This is a genomic window from Rhizobium sp. KNZ2-6A, from assembly GCF_056755475.1.
In genome coordinates this window covers 32802-47959 of record NZ_JBNDIC010000013.1, presented here as the reverse complement: position 1 = coordinate 47959, position 15158 = coordinate 32802, and the positions used below count along the sequence as shown (strand labels likewise).

Sequence of the window (15158 nt, the reverse complement as noted above, 5' to 3'; positions counted from 1 at the left end):
CATGGTCCCTCAAAAGTTCAGAGCGTGCAGGAGACGCAGCCCTGAACCTGCGTGCCTTCAAGCGCCATCTGGCGAAGCCGGATATAGTAGATGGTCTTGATGCCTTTCTTCCAGGCGTAGATCTGCGCCTTGTTGATATCGCGGGTGGTTGCGGTATCGCGGAAGAACAGCGTCAGCGACAGGCCCTGGTCGACATGCTGCGTCGCTGCCGCATAGGTGTCGATGATCTTTTCCGGCCCGATCTCATAGGCATCCTGGTAGTAATCGAGATTGTCGTTGGTCATGAAGGCGGCCGGATAGTAGACGCGGCCGATCTTGCCTTCCTTGCGGATCTCGATCTTGGAGACGATCGGATGGATCGAGGAGGTCGAGTGGTTGATGTAGGAAATCGAGCCCGTCGGCGGCACGGCCTGCAGGTTCTGGTTATAGAGGCCGCCTTCCATTACGGCCTGCTTCAATTCGAGCCAATCCTCCTGCGTCGGGATGGCGATGCCGGCCCTTTCAAAGATTTCAGCGACACGCCCGGTCGCCGGGTTCCATTCCTGCTCGGTATATTTGTCGAAATACTCGCCGGAGGCGTATTTCGAATTCTCGAAACCCTTGAAGCTCCGGCCGTGCTCAGCGGCAAGCAGGTTCGAAGCGCGGATGGCGTGATAGGTGACCGTGTAGAAGTAGATATTGGTAAAATCGACGCCTTCCTCGGAACCATAGAAAATGCGCTCGCGGGCGAGATAGCCGTGCAGGTTCATCTGGCCGAGGCCGATGGCATGGCTGTCGTCATTACCCTTCTCGATAGAGGGAACCGAGGAGATATGGCTCATGTCGGAGACGGCCGTCAGTGCCCGAATCGACATTTCGATTGTCTTGCCGAAATCGGGGCTGTCCATCGCGGCCGCAATGTTGAGCGAGCCGAGATTGCAGGAAATATCCTTGCCCATATGCTTGTAGGAAAGGTCGTCGCCATATTCGCTGGCTTCGCTCACCTGCAGGATTTCGGAGCAAAGATTGCTCATGGTGATGCGGCCGGCGATGGGGTTTGCACGATTCACCGTGTCTTCGAACATGATGTAGGGATAGCCGCTCTCGAACTGGATTTCGGCGATCACCTGGAAGAAGTCGCGCGCCTTGATCTTCTTTTTGCGGATGCGGCTGTCGGCGACCATCTCGCGATACTTTTCCGTCACCGAAATCTCGGTAAACGGCACGCCATAGACACGCTCCACATCATAGGGCGAAAAGAGGTACATATCCTCGTTGTTCTTCGCGAGCTCGAAGGTGATGTCCGGAATGACCACGCCGAGCGACAGCGTCTTGATGCGGATCTTCTCGTCGGCATTTTCGCGTTTGGTATCGAGGAAACGCATGATGTCCGGATGGTGGGCATTCAGGTAGACGGCGCCTGCCCCTTGCCGCGCGCCAAGCTGGTTGGCGTAGGAGAAGGAGTCTTCCAGCAGCTTCATGACAGGAATGATGCCGGACGATTGGTTCTCGATATGCTTGATCGGCGCACCGGCCTCACGGATGTTGGTAAGCGATAGCGCCACGCCACCGCCGCGTTTCGAAAGCTGCAGCGCGGAATTGATGGCCCGGCCGATCGATTCCATATTATCCTCAACCCGCAGCAGGAAGCAGGAAACCAGCTCGCCGCGCTGTTTCTTGCCGGCGTTGAGGAAGGTCGGCGTTGCCGGCTGGAAGCGGCCGGAGATGATCTCGTCGACCAGATCGCGGGCAAGCTGCTCATTGCCCTGCGCCAGTGTCATCGCCACCATGCAGACGCGATCCTCATAGCGCTCCAGATAGCGCTTTCCGTCGAAGGTCTTCAGCGTGTAGCTGGTGTAATATTTGAAGGCGCCGAGGAAGGTCGGGAAGCGGAACTTCTTCGCATAGGCATGATCGAAGAGATCGCGCACGAAATTGAAGGAATAGTGGTCCAGCACCTCCCGCTCGTAGTAGCCCTCCGCCACCAGGTAATCGAGCTTTTCCCGCAGATTATGGAAGAAGACCGTGTTCTGGTTGACGTGCTGGAGGAAATACTGCTTGGCCGCCAAGCGATCCTTGTCGAGCTGGATCTTTCCGTGCTCGTCATAAAGGTTCAGCATGGCGTTGAGGGCGTGATAATCTAAGGCCGTTTCCGCGGTCTTCGCCGGCCGGTCGCCCACGTCCCGCGATAAAGAAGAGGTTAGCGTGTCCAAAATCGTTCCAATCCGTGTCTGACATTGGCAACATCTTCATCCGTTCCCAGGAGTTCGAACCGGTAAAGATACGGCACCTGGCATTTGGTGGAGATGATGTGGCCGGCGATCCCGAAGGTCGCGCCGAAGTTGCTGTTGCCCGCGGCGATGACCCCGCGGATGTTCGAACGGTTGCCCGCATCGTTAAGGAAGCGGATCACCTGCTTGGGCACCGCCCCCTTGCCACCTTCGCCGCAATAGGTCGGGACGATCAGGACGTAGGGCGAAGTCACGCGAAACTCGTCTCCCGCGGCAAGCGGAATACGGGCGGCCGGCAATGCAAGCTTGGCAACGAAGCGATAGGTATTCTCCGAACGGCTGGAGAAATAGACGATCTCACCCATTGCTCAGCTCCTCAGGCCACGTTGTTCACGCAAGCGTGCTGATCATGTCGGGACGAAAGCCGGCCCAATGCAGCTCGCCGGCAACAACAACCGGAACCTGACGATAACCGAGACCCTGCACCAGCTCATAGGCCGCCGCATCGGCGGATACGTCGATGATGGTATAGTCTATCCCCTGGCGATCGAGGGCGCGGGTCGTGGCTGTGCACTGGACGCAGGCGGGCTTGCTGTAGACGGTGATGCTCATCGGATATCCTCCTATGTTATGGGCAGGCGAAATCATTCGGGCATCGGCCGATGCCCGCTTTGGCAGGATGAAAAATGGGGCAAGTCTAGCTGGCTGCCGGACGCGTTTAAGCGACCGTCATTCGCGCGGACGGCTATGGACGCTCAGGAACATGGACTTCACCCCGAAGTAATTTATGCGGAGCCTTCGAGGAAGCGACGACGGCGATCATGCCGCTTAGACGTCGCTCGCCTGCCGGACACCCCGCCCGTGGACGCTATTGCTCGAGGCAGGTCTCCTGGCTTGCGGGTCATAACATTCATTTCGCCTTCCCAAGACACACGGCCTCAGTGACGTCATCAAACGAATGCTCGCCGCTCACAGTTGCGGGGGCAGCTCCGGCTTGGCAATCATCATGCTTGCCGACCGGATTCCCATCTTAGCCTCCAATCCTTGCGAATCAGAGGAACCTTGAACACTATATATAGTAGTCCGGGTTAAAATTGCGTCAACTGCTTCGACGTCCCCAAATCGATTTCCATGTTGATAAGCACGCATCATTTCGCTTGATGCGTGCATGCAGGGGCTGGACAAGCGCAGCGTTATCTTATTACATCGCTCATGTAATGTTATTACATAAAGGATTTTCCATGCCACGTACAAGCTCTGGTCCCTTCCTTGCGGCCTCGTCGCTCGCCTGCACATTGCTGTTTCCGCTTCCCTCTTTCGCGGATAACGAAAGCGAGGCGGAAAGCTGGCGGCTGTTCGTTGCCGATCACAGCCAGCCGATCGTCCGCGCGATCGATGCCAAAAGCGGCAAGGAGATCGCCCGGTTCGACCTTGACGGCTATGCCGCCCTGTCGCTCAGCCAATCCGGCCGAACGGTCTTCGCCGTGCAGGGTGAAAAGAATGTGGTTCACGCGATCGCCACCGGCATATCGCTCTCCGACCATGGAGAACATCGCGACATCGAGCTTTCGGAGCCGAAACTGCTTTCGACATCGATCAGGGGCGAAAAGCCGGGGCACGTGGTAACCCATGGCAATGATGTGGCGATCTTCTACGATCGTGCTGACAAGTTCGACCTTCTGTCCGAGAGTGGTCTCGCCGAGGGCAAAGCGGACATACGTGCATTCAAGACGATGGCCGCCCATCATGGCGTTGCCGTCCCTATGGGCAATCATCTTCTCGTATCGGCGCCGAACATGGAGGCGCCGGTCAAGGAGGGCGAGCTGCCGCCGCGTCTCGGCTTGCGCATCCTCGATCGAAAGGGCGAGCAGGTCGGCGATATCAAGCCTTGCACCGGCCTTCACGGGGAGGCCACCTCAGCCCGGCTGGTCGCCTTCGGCTGCGAAGAAGGTGTCCTCGTAGCACGCCCCGGCGGCATCGACGGCCCAAAGCTCGATATGCTCGCCTATGATCCGTCTTTCCCGAAAGGCAAGGTATCGACATTGCTCGGCGGCACCTCGATACAATTCTTCCTCGGCAATTATGGCGAGCAGAATGTCGTGCTGATCGATCCGGACAACAAAGCCGAGCCATATAAACTGATCGAACTGCCGACACGACGCGTCGACTTCGCGCTCGACCCGGCAAAGCCTCAGCACGCCTATATCCTCACGGAAGACGGCAATCTGCATCTTCTTGATGTGGTGAAAGGCGCAATCGTCAAGTCCGGGGCCGTCACCGAACCCTACAGCAAGGACGGCCATTGGCGTGATCCGCGGCCGCGTTTGGCCATTGCCGGCGACCTGCTCGCCATTACCGATCCGCGTCACAGCCTCGTTCGTTTGGTGGACAGCCAATCGCTCAAGGAAGTGCGCAGCATTGCTGTCGAGGGACAACCCTTTGCGATCGTTGCCGCCGGCGGATCAGGAGCGGTCCACTAAAAAACGGAAACGCAAAACCCTCTTCATTCCTGGAGCAAAGGGAGCCGGTTTGTTGACCGGCTCGTCGCTTCAACTGACCTTGCTTTCGCGGATGCGGTCGGCAAGATCCAGAAAGTTCTGGCGCATGCGGCGCAAGGTGAAATCAAGACCGAATAGACGGCCTGTCTCGCTGAAATCCATCGATTGGGCCGCCTCGGAACGTTGAAGAGCGCCGAACGCGGTCTCGAAAGCCTCATCGCCAGCCGAAAGCATCTCGGTATCAATCTCGTCGCCGGCACGTAGCGCCCGACCGCACGCTTCGGCGAAGCGAGCCTGTGCCTCGAGCATTCGCCCCGCCTGCGGCCCGATTGCTTCGACGATTGCCGGCGGGAAAGGCGTTTCCACGATGTGACTGACATAGGTCATGTCGTTGCGAATTCGCCAGAGCGAGCGGGGAATGGCCTCCGAAATCCCCTCTTTCGTCAGCCAGAAGGCGCGCTCGCGTTGCGCGTCGGTCAGAAGCGCTTCCGTCGCCATCAGGGACTGGCGCAACGCGATATTGGCTTGCGAGGCGGAGACCGGCTCGCCCTTTTCGACCGCTGATGCAAGCGTACGGAATATCTGCGCCATGACGTCGAGGGCCGATCCGAAACGATCGAGCACGATGGTCCGCGAGCGCGTCGGCAGGATAAAGAGGCTGGCGAGCACGCCGACCACACCGCCCAGGGTAATCTCGGCAATGCGGTCGATCACGAAGATCTCGACGGGAACGGCGGCGGAATGGGTCAGCATGACGATCGCTGCCGTCAGACCGGCATTGCGCAGGCGAGGCACACGTGCCGCCACGAAGCTCGAAAAGCCGACGACGCAGATCAGCGCGATCCCGATAGCGAGCGGCTCCTGCGGTGTCACGAACACCGCCACGCCCCCAAGCACCGCGCCTGCGACCGTCGCCACCAAGCGATCGGCAGCCATGCCGGCGGTCGCGCCAACCGAAGCCTGCATGACGATCAGCACCGTAAAGACAGCCCAATAACCTTGCTGAAGATCGAGAAGCTGGGAGATGGCATAGGTGATCGTGCAGGCGATCATCACCCGCAGAGCCTGCACCGCTGCGCGCTGGGTCTGAACAAGGGATGTTTTGGGTTTTGACGGAGGCTGGCTTTGACGAGATGCGGGCTCGGTCATCGCGCAACTTTTCGTCTGGAAACGTATGCTGACAATGGCCGTTTGGGTCTTGCCCCTCCCCTTACTGCAATGCCGCTGAGCGCCGGCGAACCGGCGCTCAGAATGGCAGCATTCGGCATCATATGGAAGGTGCCCGCCCAACGACAACCATCAGCTGATTATACCGTCTTCTGCCGTGCTTCCCATCTGGAAGCACGGTCCTTGGCCGATGGTCACAGATCAGATTTTGAGCTCAAACCGTGGCGGAAGCCCTAGATGTCGGCAGGGTCTCGTCAACGAGGACCTGCTGCAAGCGTAACTCCTGATCGGGCGAAAGCGAGGTGCGCAGCAGCCTCGCATGCTCGCCCTTGAATTCGGCGAGCACTTTTTCCGGTTGGACCTTGCGGATCAGCAGGAAGAGCGCGGAACTGTTCGTGGGGATGGTTTCAGCAAGCTTCTTGATGAGATCGTCGTCGATGCCGTAATCAGACATCGATCCGGCGAGAGCGCCGGAACCGGCGCCGATTGCCCCACCGACCACAAGTCCAGCAAGAGGATTGAGGAACAGCAGGCCGACGAGCGATCCCCAAAGGGCGCCAGAAAGGCCACCGCTCGCGGCGCCTGCCGCGGTCAGATTGACGCTCTGCTTCAGACGAACCTTGCCGGACTCGTCGCGGACGGCGATGACGGCATCTTCGAGGTCGATCAGATATTCTTTCTCGAGCTGGACGAGACGGTTAAGAACGGCGTCCGCTTTATCGGCATTATCGAAACCGAGCACTATGAGTTCTGACATCGAAATCCTCCGGGTCGTGTTGTCCAGACAGGAACTAGCGCCTCGAGCCGATTAGTGAACAGCCGTGCTGATCAACCGGTAAGGATGAGTCGCACTGAACTGCGAGATCATTGCGACAGCCTGCTGGAACAATTCTTCGGCTTGCTCGGGATCGTCGCGGGCCAGTTCGTCGGCATTGACGCGGATCGCTTCCGCCATGTTGGTGGAAAGCGCCGCAAACTGTTTGTTGCCCTCGACAAGGGCCTCAAGCGCCGTGCCTTCCAGCGTCCGGGCGACATCGATGAGAGTTTCCTCGCGCTCTTCGATGCTCAGATCTTCAATGGTTTTGGTTCTATCTTTCATTTTGGTTACTCACTCTTCATAGACGTGATGACAACCGAGCTCATGAAGCCTCGGTTACTCCTCACGTAGGAAGACGCAAATTCGGGTTCAAGGTTCCCTTGCTCGGCCCGGTATCTGCAAAATCGTGATCTCGTCGATAGGAAATGGACCTTCGCCACGCACGAAGGAAGATATCGCCCTGGGCAACGCGGAACATTGTGGCCGCCGCGCGGTTCGATTGATGTGGCCGGACACCTCTTCATCCGGAAGGTTTCGCCCGCGCTGCATTTGAGCCGCACTGCATGCGAAATGACGCGAGCTCTTGCAAACCAGACGAACAGGGTAATCGACATGACGGATACGCGACGAAAAGATGGCAAGACACCGGCTGAGCGCAACACGGGCCATCCCAACCGCCGGCCGACGGCAGCCAATCCGATCAAAGGTGAGCTCGACGCTGCGTCGGAGCACGTCAAAGAGCGCGGTTCCGATGACCTACCCAACATCGAGGCGGCGAAGGAAGCAGTGCGTCAGCACGACGATGCCTTCATCGTAGAAAGCGATCTTGAAGACGCGGACGAGCGCGAGGCTTCACTGGGAACCCGCGAACAGCCGTGAGATTGCGCAGGGCCGCCTTTCCCCACACCCATGCTAAAAGTCAAATCAAGGAGATCGCCATTATGGATACCGACGAGAACGCCCGCGTTTGGGAATTGGTCGAGAAGATCGGCTTCTGCATGCTGACCACTCAAACATCCGCCAGCCTGCGTGCCCGGCCGATGGCCGCACATCCCGAACCCATCGAGAATGCGATCTATTTCCTGACCGACGTCGCCGGTCACAAGGATGAGGAGATCGCCCGCTGGCCGAATGTCTGCCTGGCCTTCGCCGACACGAAAGGCCAGAAATATGTCTCGATATCCGGCACGGCCGAAGTCAGCAATGACCGCGAACGCGTGGAAGAGCTCTGGACGACAGGCGCGAAGGCCCGTTGGCACAGCGCCGACGATCCCTCCATCCGCGTCTTGAAAGTGACGCCCTCCTTCGCCGAATACTGGGACAGTCCCGGAACCATTATCAGCTACATCAAGATGGCTGCCGCCGCTGTTTCGAACTCAAAGCCTGATATGGGTGAGAATGTGAAAGTCGAGCTTTAGAAGCGACGGATCATCCGCGAGCCATGCCGCGCCAACCAGCGCCGACATGGCTCACGCAGAGCCAAACCATAGGGCATGAACCCCTATTCTTCCCATTCCTCTTCATCGACCGAAAGCAGATCCACCAAGGTTGCCACGTTGCCGGCGGGCAGATGGCGGCCTTCGCCGATCAAAGCCTCATCGCTGTTTACCCAGGCCCAGGCCTCGGACAATTCCGTCGGCGTTGCGCCCGTTGCAACAATTTCGGCGATAAGGGTCTCGTCCACAGGGCCGAGTACGGAGGTGACGTCTTGCGAGGTCAATGTCATGTCCTGCTCCTCTTCCTGTTTGCCAGACCATGAACATCCCTAAAATATAGAAACTCGAGGATAAACTTCCACCCGTGTCCAGACTGTGCACGCACGAGATAATTCCGATAACATACTGAAATATATAAATAAACAACCAGGTCAACGGCAACAAAAAATCTTGCCGGTCGCCGCGCGGCGTTTACGCCGCAGCCACGCGACGGCTTCTCAGGCGATCGGGAAATCGGTTCAAGATCGCATTAATCGCGAGCTGATCAGAAAGTCGGGCCGGCCGCGCCGCTTTTCAGCGTGAAATAAGCAAAGGCTGCTACGAAAAATGCGATGACGGCCAGGATCGCCAGCAAACGCTTGAGCCAGGGAGGCGTTTGCCTCGGCGGCTTTGGCTTAGGACGACGTTCAAACTTGATGACATTATCGGACATGACAATCGATTAGCGAAGATCAAACAGTTTGCCAATCCGGTATGGACGTCCGGGGCGACGTTTCCAAAAGCGGCCGGACAAGCGCTCAATTCATCCCAACTTTCAATCTTGTCCGCAACGCTTCGGGGGCGGTGGTGCGGGTATTCGATTGAAATTCACAAACGCGAAGGTGCCTCTTGAATATCCTCAATAAAATTCGCCCCTGGACGGCGCAGCAGCGTGCATTGATTGTGCCATTCCCGGCGGAACAAGATCTGGCCGAACGCAAATCCACGGCAACCGCCGCCGATGGCCCGATCGTCGCCTTCTTCACGGAAGGCAGTTTTTACGAACATGAAAAGGATCGCATGGTTCGCTCGGCCGAGCGTATCGGACTGAGCGTTCAGGCGACGCCAGTGCCCAGTGCCGGCAGCTGGGTACTGAATGCCGGGCTGAAACCCGGCTTCCTGCTACAGGAAAGGGCGAGGCTGCGCGGGCCCATACTTTACGTCGACGTCGATGCGGTCTTCCATCGCAATCCCTGGCCGGAACTTCGCAAGATCGAGTGCGACCTCGCGGTCTATTACGAAGGCAATGCACGCCTGATCAGCGCGACGATCCTCATCAACGATACGCCTGGAGCAGCACGGCTCATCGAGTGCTGGCGGGAGGGATGCCTTGCCAAGCCCGACATGTGGGACCAGCTCGTTCTCGAGCAGATCATCGCCGAAGATGCCGCAGCCGCGAACCCGCAATTCCGGGTCGTGAAATTGCCTGTATCCTTCTGCTGGATATTCGATCGGCTCGAGAATGAGCCTGTCAGTGAGATATTCATCGAGCAGCTACAGGCAAGCCGCGAGGCGACCAAGCACAAACGCTGGTTCGGCCGCATCGGCAAACGCCTGAAGCGTCGCCGCGATCGGGTCGAGGAAATCGAACGCATCCTCGGCAGTCACGATTGAGGCACACTCCCCCGTTCGCGCTTCGGCTTCGGCTTCGGCAATCAACGGTAAGCCGCCGGCGGCATGATCACAGCATGTCGCCGAGCGTCCAATGGTTGTTCCACCTGACATCGATCTCGTCTTCGACGTTCTGATACCGGATGTCGGTGGAGAGACGCAGTCGTTGCCGCCTGTCCTGGTTGGTGGTCGAGGCATGAATCATGAAGGGCGAATGGAGCATGACGTCGCCCGCCTCATAATCGGCGACCAGCCAGCGCGTATCGAAGCGTTCGGCCATATCGGGCAGATCCTTTGAAACCCAGCCGCCTTCCGTCATGTTGCGGTTATAGGCGCTCACGCGCTCCTCCGGACCGAGATCCTTGTTCTGCTCGCTGAACTCGCGTTCCATCCTGGCGCCGATGGCATGCGATCCCTCCAGATAGGCAAGGCCACCCATTTCGACGGGGATATCGCCGATCGGTATCCATGCCGTCACGATCCGGCTGGTTCCGCCGCGAAGATAGACAAGATCGTAATGGGCCGGCGTTGCCGTCGTCGTTCCCGGCCGGACATGGCGCATGATCTTGCGCTTGTGCAGATAGGAAATGCCCGACAGGAATTCGTCCATGAAACGCGACATGCGGGGTTGCGCGCAGAAACCTTCATAGGCGACCGAACGGACGAGCGACATCAGGCAACGATCGACATCCCTGCCTTCGGCTGCCGCGGCAGACACGATGCCATCCCTCGGATCCGTGCCCTTCTCGATCAGCCCCGTCGCCGCCATATGGCCGAAGACCCAGCCGCGAAAGTCGATGACGTCTTTGCGCGGCAGGAAGCCCTTGAGCCACACATAGCCGTTCTCTTCATAGAGGCGGCGGATGGCGCTAACGCCGATGCCGGGATCGGTCGGCGTCAGATAACCGAGCCGATCGGGCGCTGAGGAAAGAACCTTTCCGTTGGCGACAAGATTGAGATCACGCTCGCCGGATTGCGTGACCTGCATGGAAATCGACATTTCACTCGCCTATGGTTCGATGTGATTGCCCATTGAATCTAGCAGTCAGTGATGTTTCACTACATGGACGAAAATCATACTGGACTTTTCGCTCACCATGAGACCGGCGGAAGCCGTCTACCGATCACCACTTGTGGCCGCTGGAGGATTAGCCATCACCGGCAGCGGAAGACAGCATGCCTTGCATGCCGTCAAGGCGCGGAAGCTGCCGAGCTATGCGGTGGTTCTCGTCGAGAATGGCCAGGGTTTTCTCGAGACCGACGCTTGCGGTCGCCTAGGTGTGAAAGGCCCAGCCCTCTTCTGGCTCTTTCCAAACCGCCAGCACTCATACGGCCCGAATGCGGATGGCTGGAGCGAGCGATGGGCGCTTTTCGAGGGCTCTCTGGTACGGGACTTTCTGAGGCTGCGTCTCGTCAGCGAACAGAATCCGCTCATCAATCTGCGCAATCTCGATCGCATCCAGCGCCTTTTCGGCAGCATTCACGCCGATCTGCTCGAAGATTCGAACCTTGCGAGAGCCTCGGCCGCCGCTTCGCTCCACCAGATCATCATCCTGGCGGCACAACAGGCCAGCCAGACCACGCCCTCCCTTCAGGAAGGAGCGGACATGGCCGAAATCGTCGAGGCGCTTCGGCGCAGGGCGACGCAACCCCTCGATATCGCGGCTTTCGCCGCCGAATATGGAATGTCGCCCGCAACATTCCGCAGAAAGATCGCAAGTGAAGTCGGGCTGCCGCCGAAAGGCTTTCAGCTCAGAGTGCGCATGGATCATGCCAAGGAACTCCTGGCAACGACGGACGACAAGATCGAGATCATCGCCGCCAAGGTCGGGATCGACGATGCGTTCTACTTCTCGCGGCTATTCCACGAGCGGGAAAACTGCACGCCGCGCGAATTTCGCGCGCGGTTCAGGAGAAGCTGAATGTCGGTACCACGGCCGGCAGGCGGCCGGAGTATCCACTCCCAAATCCTGGTTCGAACATGGTAGCCTGTTTGCCGGTGCGGAAGTGGCGAAGCCTCCATTAAAGGCACAGCCGATTATCGCGCCTTAAGCGTTACACTTGAGAGCGGACGAGAACGTCCGCTCCTCATCAACGTTCGAAAGCGCGAGGAGGCAGTCATGAATTTGAAAGACGCAACATTGTTCCGGCAGGCCGCATTGGTCGGCGGCGACTGGATCGAGGCCGATCCATCCAACGCGATCAAGGTCGACAATCCGGCGACGGGCGAGATCATCGGCCTTGTTCCCAGTCTGGGTGCAGCGGAAACCAAGAAGGCGATTGCAGCGGCCGAGGCCGCGCAGAAGGAATGGGCCGCCCGCACCGCCAAGGAACGCTCCGGCATCCTTAGGCGCTGGTTCGAGCTGATGATGGAAAACCAGGATGATCTCGGACGCATCCTGACGGCCGAACAGGGCAAGCCGCTGCCCGAGGCCAAGGGCGAGATCGCCTATGGCGCGAGCTTCATCGAATGGTTTGCCGAAGAGGCCCGCCGCGTCTATGGCGACATCATCCCCGGCCACCAGAAGGACAAGCGTATCCTGGTCATGAAGCAGCCGATCGGTGTCGTAGCGGCGATCACACCTTGGAATTTCCCGAACGCGATGATCACCCGCAAGGCCGGTCCTGCCTTTGCCGCCGGCTGCGCCATGGTGTTGAAGCCCGCCTCGCAGACGCCTTTTTCGGCGATCGCCATTGCCATCCTCGCCGAACGCGCCGGCCTGCCCAAGGGCCTCTTCAGTGTGTTGACCGGCTCGGCCCGCGCGATCGGCGCCGAGATGACCGCAAGCCCCGTCGTGCGCAAGCTCACCTTCACCGGCTCGACCGAAGTCGGTGCCGAACTTTACAAGCAGAGTGCGCCGACCATCAAGAAGCTCGGATTGGAGCTCGGCGGCAATGCGCCTTTCATCGTGTTTGACGATGCCGACCTCGATGCCGCCGTCGAAGGCGCGCTGATCGCCAAGTTCCGCAATAACGGCCAGACCTGCGTCTGCGCCAATCGTCTCTATGTACAGGATGGCGTCTATGATGCCTTTGCCGACAAGCTCGCAAAAGCGGTCGGCGGGCTTAAGACCGGCAATGGTTTCGACGAAGGCATCAATCTCGGCCCGCTGATCGACGAGGCAGCCCTTGCCAAGGTCGAGGAACATGTCGCCGATGCGCTCTCCAAAGGTGGCCGCATCGTGGCCGGTGGTCATCGCCACCAGCTCGGCGGACGCTTTTATGAGGCGACCGTGCTGGCCAATGTCACGCCGGCCATGGCTGTCGCAAAGGAAGAGACGTTCGGCCCCGTGGCTCCCCTCTTCCGCTTCAAGGACGAGGCCGATGTCATTGCTCAAGCCAATGATACCGAGTTCGGTCTTGCCTCCTATTTCTATGCCAAGGATCTCGCCTGCGTCTTCCGCGTCGCCGAAGCGCTGGAGTATGGCATGGTCGGGGTCAATACCGGCCTGATCTCGACGGCCGAAGCGCCGTTCGGCGGCGTCAAGCTCTCCGGCCTCGGCCGCGAGGGATCGCGCTACGGCATCGAGGAGTTCACTGAAATCAAATATGTCTGCCTCGGCGGCGTCGCCTGAGGCCAAGAAAAGGCCATCAGAGATTACGGCACCTGCACGAGGCGGCCGCTGCCCCTGATCTCGGAGCGTCGCAGGACCGGATGCCCGTATAGCTCGATATTGCCGCTTCCGCTGATCGATATATCCGCATCGGCGGCGGCGGCAACCTGAGCGTCGCCGCTGCCCCGAACCCTGATCTTTACCGATTGGGCGGCCAGATCTTTCAACCGTGCGGTACCTGAGCCGGAAACCTCAAGATCGACGGAGTGTGCGCTGCCTGCGGCGGTGACACTGCCGCTTCCCGATATGCTCAAACGCAGGTCGGCCTGGTCGAGCCGAGACAAGGCGAGATCGCCGCTACCACGCACCTTCCAATCGGTGACGAGCGGCCCCGACAGGCTGACATCGAATTTGGAACTGGACCAGCCCGGATTGCAATCCAGACTCAGTCGGCCGCCATCCAGCTGCACATGATCGAGAAGCGCTGGATCGCCGCTGACGACCGCTTCTGCCTTTCCGCCGGGCTGATACTGAACGGAGGCGGGAATATCGATCGCAAGACTGCCATTGGAGCTGAAAGGCAGTGTAATCTGTTGTTTGCCGGAGGTCGCAGACCAACAAGAGGATCGCAAGCCACCCCACCAATGCCTCGCATTGGCCCAATCCGGCCCGGAAAGCCCGATTCCCAAGGCAAGAAACACGAATGCACAAATCAGTCCGGTCGTCGCGACGGTCGCCAATTTCCCGTTCATGGTCCATTTCCTCCAACGATGTGCAGCCCGGCGCTCAAGCTCGATGGTCATCTGCCTGCGCCAAGCGGAAATGCAAGCGGGCATATTGCCCAAGCATGCGTATGCCCAAGCTCAATCCCATCAGCAGCAAAGCGCCCCCGCCCACGAAGCAGCTCACCAATCCCGCACCGATCAGCAGGCGGGCGAGCATGCCGACGGAGGGCAGGCCGATGTGGAACAGCACGGTCGTGACGACGATCTTCAGACCGACGGCGCCGACGGCCACCAGTGCGACCGCAAGGCCGAGTGTGACGAACATCGCCGCAAACAACAGAGGCAGCAGGAAGAAGATATCGACGATGGCAAGGCCGGCCAGCGCCATCATGGCAGCCAGCAGGTTCGGCACGCTCCAATGTGCCTCAAAGCGGCGCAGCCCTACATCCGCGCGCAGCTCCCTCGCGATCCTGGCGGGATCGCCCAGCGCGGCTGAAACCTCCTCCTCGCTTCGGCCCGAAGCCTCGGATTCGGCAAAATGGGCAGCATAATCGGCCACGATATCATCGACCTCGTGAGGAGGCAGGCCCGCAAGTCCCAGTTTCAGTATGCGCAGAAAGGCTTCCCTGGTCATGGCAAATCCTCGAGTAGCTTGTCGACGGAGCTTGCTAGCGAGCGCCAATCGCGGCGATGCGCTTCAAAAATCGAACGCCCCAGCGGCGTGAGCCGATAATATTTGCGCGGCGGCCCGTTGCTCGACTCGACGATGCGGGTCGCAACCAGGCCGTCATTCTGCATCCTGCGCATCAGCGGGTAGATCGTTCCCTCTCCCATGCCGACGGCCGCGACCAGCGTGCTGGCGATCTCGTAGCCGTAGCTTTCGCCCCGCGACAGCACGGCCAGGACGCACAGATCGAGTACGCCCTTCCGCAATTGAACTTGGATCGAGTCAGCCATGAACGCCTCTGTTTACAAGATGAATATAACAAGCTATCTGTTTATGCAAGATAGCTCGATGGCTTTCACAGGCCGCATATGCCCGCCTTCGCGTCATCGGATTTACAGACCGGCTCGCCTTTCCATCGCAGCCATCGCAAAGCG

General features: G+C 59.1%; 18 protein-coding genes, 1 pseudogene and 1 riboswitch. Of the genes and pseudogenes, 7 read left to right on the top strand and 12 right to left on the bottom strand.

Annotated features, from left to right (window positions below):
• Positions 1-17 precede the first annotated feature (17 nt).
• From nrdE to nrdH, 3 genes are read right to left on the bottom strand one after another with little or no spacing between them, the layout of a single operon-like run.
• Entirely contained in the window at positions 18-2192 is a 2175-nt protein-coding gene (gene nrdE, locus ACPYOP_RS11505) for a class 1b ribonucleoside-diphosphate reductase subunit alpha (protein ID WP_481410519.1), read from the bottom strand.
• Positions 2180-2575, bottom strand: a complete 396-nt coding sequence (nrdI, locus tag ACPYOP_RS11500) for a class Ib ribonucleoside-diphosphate reductase assembly flavoprotein NrdI (RefSeq protein WP_481410518.1) — start codon at positions 2573-2575, stop codon at positions 2180-2182. Before nrdI ends, nrdE begins: the two co-directional genes overlap by 13 nt.
• Before the next feature lie 25 nt (positions 2576-2600).
• Entirely contained in the window at positions 2601-2822 is a 222-nt protein-coding gene (gene nrdH, locus ACPYOP_RS11495; protein ID WP_481410517.1) for a glutaredoxin-like protein NrdH, read from the bottom strand.
• Positions 2823-3072: 250 nt separating this feature from the next.
• A riboswitch (cobalamin riboswitch) is annotated at positions 3073-3290 on the bottom strand.
• A 161-nt stretch (positions 3291-3451) separates the two neighbouring features.
• On the opposite strand from nrdH, the gene ACPYOP_RS11490 reads away from it, so the two are divergent.
• Entirely contained in the window at positions 3452-4690 is a 1239-nt protein-coding gene (locus ACPYOP_RS11490) for a hypothetical protein (RefSeq protein ID WP_481410516.1), read from the top strand.
• A gap of 69 nt (positions 4691-4759) precedes the next feature.
• Here the strand turns inward: ACPYOP_RS11490 and ACPYOP_RS11485 are convergent, their stop codons facing one another.
• The 3 genes from ACPYOP_RS11485 to ACPYOP_RS11475 all read right to left on the bottom strand — a co-directional run bounded on the left by ACPYOP_RS11485 (position 4760) and on the right by ACPYOP_RS11475 (position 6974).
• Positions 4760-5857, bottom strand: a complete 1098-nt coding sequence (locus ACPYOP_RS11485) for an FUSC family protein (protein WP_481410515.1) — start codon at positions 5855-5857, stop codon at positions 4760-4762.
• A gap of 232 nt (positions 5858-6089) precedes the next feature.
• Positions 6090-6632 (bottom strand): DUF1269 domain-containing protein, encoded by a 543-nt coding sequence (locus ACPYOP_RS11480; protein WP_481410514.1) that lies wholly within the window; start codon positions 6630-6632, stop codon positions 6090-6092.
• A 51-nt stretch (positions 6633-6683) separates the two neighbouring features.
• The gene (locus ACPYOP_RS11475) at positions 6684-6974 is read right to left on the bottom strand and encodes a hypothetical protein (protein WP_481410513.1); all 291 of its coding nucleotides are present in this window, start codon (positions 6972-6974) and stop codon (positions 6684-6686) included.
• A gap of 330 nt (positions 6975-7304) precedes the next feature.
• On the opposite strand from ACPYOP_RS11475, the gene ACPYOP_RS11470 reads away from it, so the two are divergent.
• Together ACPYOP_RS11470 and ACPYOP_RS11465 are read left to right on the top strand one after the other, a co-directional pair.
• Entirely contained in the window at positions 7305-7571 is a 267-nt protein-coding gene (locus ACPYOP_RS11470) for a hypothetical protein (protein ID WP_481410512.1), read from the top strand.
• A 62-nt stretch (positions 7572-7633) separates the two neighbouring features.
• Complete coding sequence (locus ACPYOP_RS11465) at positions 7634-8110, top strand: pyridoxamine 5'-phosphate oxidase family protein (protein ID WP_481410511.1); 477 nt, start codon at positions 7634-7636, stop codon at positions 8108-8110.
• Positions 8111-8193: 83 nt separating this feature from the next.
• Here ACPYOP_RS11465 and ACPYOP_RS11460 read toward each other — a convergent pair whose 3' ends face one another.
• Entirely contained in the window at positions 8194-8418 is a 225-nt protein-coding gene (locus tag ACPYOP_RS11460; protein WP_481410510.1) for a hypothetical protein, read from the bottom strand.
• Between the two features lie 254 nt (positions 8419-8672).
• Entirely contained in the window at positions 8673-8840 is a 168-nt protein-coding gene (locus tag ACPYOP_RS11455; protein WP_015342811.1) for a hypothetical protein, read from the bottom strand.
• A 176-nt stretch (positions 8841-9016) separates the two neighbouring features.
• Here ACPYOP_RS11455 and ACPYOP_RS11450 point away from each other — a divergent pair, with 176 nt between their 5' ends.
• On the top strand, positions 9017-9781 hold the full coding sequence (locus tag ACPYOP_RS11450; RefSeq protein WP_481410509.1) for a putative nucleotide-diphospho-sugar transferase: 765 nt from the start codon (positions 9017-9019) through the stop codon (positions 9779-9781).
• A 67-nt stretch (positions 9782-9848) separates the two neighbouring features.
• Here the strand turns inward: ACPYOP_RS11450 and ACPYOP_RS11445 are convergent, their stop codons facing one another.
• Positions 9849-10778 (bottom strand): phytanoyl-CoA dioxygenase family protein, encoded by a 930-nt coding sequence (locus ACPYOP_RS11445; protein WP_481410508.1) that lies wholly within the window; start codon positions 10776-10778, stop codon positions 9849-9851.
• A 97-nt stretch (positions 10779-10875) separates the two neighbouring features.
• On the opposite strand from ACPYOP_RS11445, the gene ACPYOP_RS11440 reads away from it, so the two are divergent.
• The 3 genes and pseudogenes from ACPYOP_RS11440 (at position 10876) to gabD (ending at position 13353) form a co-directional block, all read left to right on the top strand.
• Positions 10876-11700: a helix-turn-helix transcriptional regulator gene (locus ACPYOP_RS11440; protein WP_481410507.1), complete on the top strand. Its 825-nt coding sequence runs from the start codon at positions 10876-10878 to the stop codon at positions 11698-11700.
• A 28-nt stretch (positions 11701-11728) separates the two neighbouring features.
• A pseudogene (locus tag ACPYOP_RS11435) lies at positions 11729-11830 on the top strand (3,4-dihydroxyphenylacetate 2,3-dioxygenase); the annotation flags it as partial.
• Positions 11831-11898: 68 nt separating this feature from the next.
• Positions 11899-13353 carry an NADP-dependent succinate-semialdehyde dehydrogenase gene (gene gabD, locus ACPYOP_RS11430; RefSeq protein ID WP_481410506.1) on the top strand — a complete coding sequence of 485 codons (1455 nt, stop codon included), beginning with the start codon at positions 11899-11901 and terminating at the stop codon, positions 13351-13353.
• A 23-nt stretch (positions 13354-13376) separates the two neighbouring features.
• Here the strand turns inward: gabD and ACPYOP_RS11425 are convergent, their stop codons facing one another.
• From ACPYOP_RS11425 to ACPYOP_RS11415, 3 genes are read right to left on the bottom strand one after another with little or no spacing between them, the layout of a single operon-like run.
• The gene (locus tag ACPYOP_RS11425) at positions 13377-14084 is read right to left on the bottom strand and encodes a GIN domain-containing protein (protein ID WP_481410505.1); all 708 of its coding nucleotides are present in this window, start codon (positions 14082-14084) and stop codon (positions 13377-13379) included.
• Positions 14085-14118: 34 nt separating this feature from the next.
• Positions 14119-14691, bottom strand: a complete 573-nt coding sequence (locus ACPYOP_RS11420) for a DUF1700 domain-containing protein (protein ID WP_481410504.1) — start codon at positions 14689-14691, stop codon at positions 14119-14121.
• A complete protein-coding gene (locus tag ACPYOP_RS11415) occupies positions 14688-15014 on the bottom strand; it encodes a PadR family transcriptional regulator (protein ID WP_120668367.1) in 327 nt (108 codons plus the stop codon). The genes ACPYOP_RS11420 and ACPYOP_RS11415 overlap by 4 nt, the downstream gene beginning before the upstream one ends.
• Positions 15015-15158: the final 144 nt, after the last annotated feature.

What these genes read in the sequence shown, in the direction of transcription:
- nrdI (WP_481410518.1), bottom strand. Translation starts at nt 2,575, where the DNA reads ATGGGTGAGATCGTCTATTTCTCCAGCCGTTCGGAGAATACCTATCGC.
- nrdH (WP_481410517.1), bottom strand. Translation starts at nt 2,822, where the DNA reads ATGAGCATCACCGTCTACAGCAAGCCCGCCTGCGTCCAGTGCACAGCC.
- ACPYOP_RS11490 (WP_481410516.1), top strand. Translation starts at nt 3,452, where the DNA reads ATGCCACGTACAAGCTCTGGTCCCTTCCTTGCGGCCTCGTCGCTCGCC.
- ACPYOP_RS11485 (WP_481410515.1), bottom strand. Translation starts at nt 5,857, where the DNA reads ATGACCGAGCCCGCATCTCGTCAAAGCCAGCCTCCGTCAAAACCCAAA.
- ACPYOP_RS11480 (WP_481410514.1), bottom strand. Translation starts at nt 6,632, where the DNA reads ATGTCAGAACTCATAGTGCTCGGTTTCGATAATGCCGATAAAGCGGAC.
- ACPYOP_RS11475 (WP_481410513.1), bottom strand. Translation starts at nt 6,974, where the DNA reads ATGAAAGATAGAACCAAAACCATTGAAGATCTGAGCATCGAAGAGCGC.
- ACPYOP_RS11470 (WP_481410512.1), top strand. Translation starts at nt 7,305, where the DNA reads ATGACGGATACGCGACGAAAAGATGGCAAGACACCGGCTGAGCGCAAC.
- ACPYOP_RS11465 (WP_481410511.1), top strand. Translation starts at nt 7,634, where the DNA reads ATGGATACCGACGAGAACGCCCGCGTTTGGGAATTGGTCGAGAAGATC.
- ACPYOP_RS11460 (WP_481410510.1), bottom strand. Translation starts at nt 8,418, where the DNA reads ATGACATTGACCTCGCAAGACGTCACCTCCGTACTCGGCCCTGTGGAC.
- ACPYOP_RS11455 (WP_015342811.1), bottom strand. Translation starts at nt 8,840, where the DNA reads ATGTCCGATAATGTCATCAAGTTTGAACGTCGTCCTAAGCCAAAGCCG.
- ACPYOP_RS11445 (WP_481410508.1), bottom strand. Translation starts at nt 10,778, where the DNA reads ATGTCGATTTCCATGCAGGTCACGCAATCCGGCGAGCGTGATCTCAAT.
- ACPYOP_RS11440 (WP_481410507.1), top strand. Translation starts at nt 10,876, where the DNA reads ATGAGACCGGCGGAAGCCGTCTACCGATCACCACTTGTGGCCGCTGGA.
- gabD (WP_481410506.1), top strand. Translation starts at nt 11,899, where the DNA reads ATGAATTTGAAAGACGCAACATTGTTCCGGCAGGCCGCATTGGTCGGC.
- ACPYOP_RS11425 (WP_481410505.1), bottom strand. Translation starts at nt 14,084, where the DNA reads ATGAACGGGAAATTGGCGACCGTCGCGACGACCGGACTGATTTGTGCA.
- ACPYOP_RS11420 (WP_481410504.1), bottom strand. Translation starts at nt 14,691, where the DNA reads ATGACCAGGGAAGCCTTTCTGCGCATACTGAAACTGGGACTTGCGGGC.
- ACPYOP_RS11415 (WP_120668367.1), bottom strand. Translation starts at nt 15,014, where the DNA reads ATGGCTGACTCGATCCAAGTTCAATTGCGGAAGGGCGTACTCGATCTG.